The 5778-nt window shown below is 53.7% G+C and carries 5 protein-coding genes; all 5 read left to right on the forward strand.

Annotated elements, in window-relative coordinates; genetic code table 11:
* The first annotated feature begins 1051 nt into the window (after positions 1-1051).
* Positions 1052-2908 (forward strand): galactosyltransferase-related protein, encoded by a 1857-nt coding sequence (locus tag ACR1XY_RS23990; protein WP_480597240.1) that lies wholly within the window; start codon positions 1052-1054, stop codon positions 2906-2908.
* Between the two features lie 74 nt (positions 2909-2982).
* Positions 2983-3807: a hypothetical protein gene (locus ACR1XY_RS23995; RefSeq protein WP_480597242.1), complete on the forward strand. Its 825-nt coding sequence runs from the start codon at positions 2983-2985 to the stop codon at positions 3805-3807.
* Positions 3808-4200: 393 nt separating this feature from the next.
* A complete protein-coding gene (locus ACR1XY_RS24000) occupies positions 4201-4722 on the forward strand; it encodes a hypothetical protein (RefSeq protein ID WP_480597245.1) in 522 nt (173 codons plus the stop codon).
* A 114-nt stretch (positions 4723-4836) separates the two neighbouring features.
* The gene (locus tag ACR1XY_RS24005; RefSeq protein WP_480597248.1) at positions 4837-5568 is read left to right on the forward strand and encodes a metallophosphoesterase family protein; all 732 of its coding nucleotides are present in this window, start codon (positions 4837-4839) and stop codon (positions 5566-5568) included.
* Between the two features lie 119 nt (positions 5569-5687).
* Positions 5688-5778, forward strand: a 91-nt coding sequence (locus ACR1XY_RS24010) for a sugar phosphate nucleotidyltransferase (protein ID WP_480595140.1), incomplete at its 3' end; no start/stop codon positions are given.

Genomic DNA, 5778 nt, shown 5'->3' on the forward strand with positions numbered 1-5778 from the left:
GGATGGAGCAGCCCGGTAGCTCGTCAGGCTCATAACCTGAAGGTCGCAGGTTCAAATCCTGCTCCCGCAACCAAACTAATCGGTCGGAAAATATCAAAGCAGCCCGTTCACACTACAATTGATATACTGGATCAATTGCTTAGCGTCTTAACCTCGCCAGGATCATAACCTGAACGCCAGAGGCGCAATTCCTATAACCAATCCTATAACCAAAACCAAAATCACAAACAGAACGGTCAAACTACAAACAGTCAAATGGACCAGTTGATCAACACCGAAACAGTGTCAGACGCGGTCCGTGTTCGTATCGGCTCGATTCCGCTCATACGACATGGGCGTGTTCAATTTGGTTCTTTGGTCAACAATTGCTTCAACCTTCCGGATTTGTGGGCTGCGAGGTTCCAGCTATCGATTTTGAACGGTTAACAAAGCTCACGACCAGCGGCGAAAACCGAATGTCACGGCTGTTGTTTCCTTGAGAAACCAGTTAAGTTTCTGGAATTATGTGCAATTTTGTACGTGGATGTTGGTGGTCACTATTTGGACCAAACCTAGATTCTTTAGAAAGCGCAATGGTGGTCAGTCCGGTACGGTCTTGGCGGCGCTCTGCTTTCTTACGGGGTGACGGGATACTCACGCACCTTGTCAATGGCATGATTCGGGCGTAACGCCGCTCATAGATGTTGCGTTCTTGGGTCCGTCCTAAAAACTTACTACCATTGGAGATTGACACGCTCAGGCAAACAGGTACTCGGTGCCAAGGCTATTTTTGAATACAATCTAGGATGGTAAGTCACGAGCGACACTGATGTAATTTGGATGTCGTAGTTTATCAAGATCTCGAACTGGGAAAGAAATGCAATCTTCCAAGGACATAGTTGCAAACCTCTGCGATGCAATAGCATCAAACGACAAATCCAGCTCGGCTCGGCCTGCGGACGCATTTCGCAGTGTGATCAGAACGCAGCTCTCAGTTCGCAACGCCAAATCCCCTGCGGTAGTGGCGTCCATTTACAGTGAAGTACTGAATCGCCCGGAAATTTGGCAGGACATGCCCAAATTCGAAGAAGCCGGAAAAGAATTTGAGCCGGACGCCGCGATAGAGCCGGGTTATTCGCTTGTTACATGCTGCATGAACAGAAATGACCATCTGGTGCAGACCCTTCCGACATGGTTGGTGCACCAAGAGATCGACGAGATTATCATCGTGGACTGGAGTTCCGAAATTCCGGTTGCGATTACCCTCGAACAGACCGGGATTCGCGACCCTCGCGTCCGTATTCTTCGTGTTGAAGACGAAGGGTCATGGATCCTCTCCCATGCCTACAATGTGGGTTTCCGGGCGACGACAAAAGACAAGATTGTCAAAGTTGACAGCGACATCATCCTCAACGTCGAGTTTTTCAACCGAAACTCCATGGGTGTCGGGAAACTGACCGCGGGAAACTGGCGGCAGGCAGAATCGGGCCAAAGCCACGTAAACGGATTCTTCGTTGTTGGTCGCGAGGACCTGATGGCTGTGAACGGGTTCAACGAACGGATTGTGACTTATGGCTGGGATGACGACGATCTGTACGACCGCCTGACGGACTCTGGCGTTGAAAGGGTGGATGTCGATCCCGACACCATTCGCCATATCGACCATTCCGACACAAGGCGCATCGACCGCCCCAAGAGCAAACCGGTCACCGGCTGGGATGAGGTACAGGCATTCCCGCAGTTCTGGATCTCTTTGAACCGTGAAACTGCCTTGTCATCCGCGCCCTGGGACAGCAGTAGCCCAATGGCCGGTTTCCGGCTGTTGGGCGATTCAGGTGGCGATATTCGGATGCGGCGAACTCACCCGTTTGGCGTAGATACAAACCTGATCGGGACGCGGCTGGAGCGGGCCGAAGCCGCAATTGGTGCGATACAGGATGTCTTCGATGGCGTTAAAATCACTGCGTCCCGAGAGGCCGTGGACTATGCGCTGATGACCCGCTCTCTGAAGGACGCGATCGCGGCTCTCGGCAGCGGGCCTCTGCAATCCGTTGAAAAAAATGACGAAGTTTCGGTTCCGATTGGACACAGCCACCACAAGCCGAAACTTATCGTTGATGCTCAGCATGGGCTGGGCAATCGACTGCGCGCGATTGCTTCGGGGGCTGCATTCGCACAAGTGCATGACCGGGACCTCGTTGTCCGTTGGGTACCTGACGAGCATTGTGATTGCAGTTTTACGTCGCTGTTTGATTTTGATGGCGCTCTCGAGGAAACCAGCGACAACAACCCGGAAAACGCGTTGGAAGTCGATCTGATGAGCAAGGCGTTCCGGGATGCCTTTGATTCCAGTTCGCTTGTCCACGCCAATCGTGACGTTGTCATCCAGTCCGCCTACAGGTTCACCTTTGGAGCGCCCTACGACGAGCTTGAAAAAGATTTCCTGCGCGCTCTTCAACCAAGTGCGGATGTTCAGGATATGATCAATTCCGTCAGAAATCCGAACGATATCGCCGTCCACGTCCGAATGAATGGTGGCGCTGCCACGGATCCTCATGGTGACGTTCCCGGTGACTGGTCCAAATCGGAAGACGAGATTGCCAGACGCGCCCGAAGCAGATCTCATTATGGCTTTTTCTTTAAGCGCATCGATGAGTTGCTGGAATCCTCCGCCAAGTCGACAATTTTTCTGGCTTCGGACAACTCGGAATCCTATGGCGCATTTGCCGCAAAGTACAAAGATCGCGTGTCCAGCCTGCCACGGACGGTGTACGACCGCTCGGAAATGCAGCTCAAATATGCGCTTGCCGATGTGATTTTGCTGTCCCGGGCGCCGCTTTTGTTGGGCAGCAACTGGAGCTCATTCACCGAAATCGCCCATTCAATGTCTCAAAACCAGAAGCTAGAGATATCGGGGCAACATTTTTAATGTCGCTTCGAACCTTCGGACATGCGTCCAAGTCGAAATATATACGAAATAAATCCGCCAGAGTGTAAACCTGAATGAATGACAGTGAAACAAGGAGCTTAGCCGTTGAGAGTGTCATTTCAGCGTGCAAGCAACAAGTAAGTGAAGTTATCGTTCTGGGCGGCCGGAAACAATCCGACTGGTGCGATGCCTACAGGTTGAACGGTGTAGCGCAGGTCACCCATGCAACGTTTGGCAAACTTGCGCAGTTCCAGAAAACCGCTGAAGGTCTTCGCATCGTCCACGTCACGAAGGGGCTGCCCGCAGCCAGTCTGAGCGAAGCTGAGTACAGCGTCAGCCTGATCACCGAGATCGCGGACATCGTGGTCTTCACACCGGTTTCTGCGACAGAACAGGACGTACAGGATCTGTTGATCGCCTGGCCAAGCTTTTGGGCGATGCTGTTCCTTGCCGAAGGGTTTATGTTGTGCGACGTCGTGCGCCCGGCGGTCTGGAACAGTTTTTACAGCGATTGGGAATCCCTGCAGAGCACGGTTGTTTTCACAAATACCGAGTTGGGCGACGCCTGGGCGGAAGCCGGCGGCAATGGTGCCGGTCCGGTCATCGACTATGTGCACCCCTCGACGCTTGATGTGAATTTGAAACGTCTGCTGGCGATGCAAACCGCCGCAATGCTGATGCCCAACAATTCCGGTAGCTCCGCCGACGCTCAAAATCTTGCACCCAACATCCATATTGCGTTGCCCAAGCGCTATTTGAAAAAGGACTATGAAAACAAGCTGTTTCAAGAGCAACGCAAGTGGTGGAAGGTTGCCCTGAGCGCGCCCTGGCAGACGTCTTACTGGAGAGATCTTTGGCGGTTGCAGCGACGAACTAAACGCCGAATGAAATCCAGCTAGTCAAGAACAGCCTGCCCAGCGGGTGAAGCCCATAGCCGAATTTTCCCTGCGTATCGCGCCGGATCATTGGCACATTTCAGGGCCAGTATGGTTCTGAGCGCACCATTTCAAGCTACCTACGAGTTTGACTCTCTGCGCCTTTACGCGTGAGCAGATACGCGGGTCACGGTGCGGGCTGTAAGTGTCAAAACCAACGACTACCCAAAGTCTCATTTGATACTGTGAAGCGTTTCCGCGCAGGCAAATCTGCGCACGCACAGAAAATGGAGATTTTACGTAAAAACCATATTAAAACATTAGTTTAAGACCAAGTTTCGCCACAAGCAGCACACAGCCGAGGCATCGCAACTCTCTAGTCCTGATCCAGAAAGTCCTGGAGCTGGAGAAACGACCATGCTGAGCCTGTTCAACTGTTTTACCATGGCGTCTCTGCGTGTCGGAAAATCCTCCACCCGTGGTGCCGTCCGGTTTTTGACGGCGCTGTTGGCGGTAACCGCGCTGACAACTACCGTGAGTGCTCCGTCACGTGTCGAGGCACAGCAACTGTTTGTCGTGGGCAGCGACCGCGGTGGGTACTTGCATGACCGTCTGGCTGAGCTGGAAAACCTTGAGCGCAACGGTATCCAGGTCGAAATACGCGGGCGCGTCTGCTATTCAACATGCACGATGTTTCTGGGGCTGCCCGGTACCTGTGTTGATCCCGATACGACTTTTGGTTTTCATGGCCCGTCCCGTAGCGGCCGTAGGTTAGCGCCCGAGGATTTCGACTATTTCAGTAAGGTCATGGCCGACTACTATCCGGAACCATTGAAATCATGGTTCATGACAACTGCGCGCAATCGCATCAACGGTGTCCACAAGGTTAAAGGCAGTGAACTCATACGAATGGGCGTGCCAGCATGCCGGACCGCCTGAGGCTGGGCTTGCCCAGAGTTCACCGCAAGGGTATCACGTCCGGATCAAAAAAACCGATACCAGATTGCCCCACCGGAACCTGTTGCGGCCCACCAGTCAGGAGACCATCGCATCGTGTTGACATCGCTTTTCAAACGGTTCGGGCGGCGAGAACCCTTCCTGCTCCCGAACCCGGACGCTCCGCTTTGCGTGATCGGTGATGTGCACGGCTGTATCGTTCAGCTGGAAAAACTGTTGTCCGGTGTTCCGCAGGGCCATCGTATCATTTTGGTTGGCGACTATGTCGACCGCGGCGAGCACAGCGCCGAGGTATTGCGCCTGATTAGCGCCCGCCCGGACCTGACCTGTCTGATGGGCAACCACGAAGAGATGTTGTTGCAGTTCCTGCGGGATCCCAAAGGGCAAGGCCCGCGCTGGCTGCGTTATGGCGGTTTGCAGACCCTGGCCTCCTTCGGTGTGCGCGGGGCCCGATCCGAGATGAACGGTGACGAATTGACGGACTGTCGCGACAGGCTACAGGAGGCGATGGGCGGTGCGCTGTGCCAGTGGGTTTCCAAATTGCAGACCTGGGATATGTCGGGCAATGTGCTGGTTGTTCACGCTGGTGCCGATCCAGATACCCCACCCGAGGCGCAATCGGACAAGGCCCTTGTCTGGGGTCACCCGTCGTTTCAGTCAAAGGTCAGGCGCGATGGTGTCTGGGTTGTGCATGGGCACACAATCGTTGGAACCGCCGGAACGCGGCAGGGGCGTATTTCCATCGATACCGGCGCATTTGCGACAGGTGTACTGAGCGCGGTCTGCCTGGACGGAACTGAGCCCAGGTTCCTGACGGCGCGTCCCTGAAGCTCTGACCACAATAAGGCAGCATTGAACCTTTTTCAGACTGCTACTGTGCAAAACATTGTCATGGCAAGTCACATTGAATAGAACCGATCTTAATTAGATCGGATTTAGAGCATACGATGTTGATTACGCCCATCCTCCTTTGCGGAGGTTCTGGAACCCGTTTGTGGCCCTTGTCGCGTAAGAGCTATCCTAAACAATTTGTGTCTC

This window comes from Ruegeria sp. AD11(2025) (genome assembly GCF_056542405.1).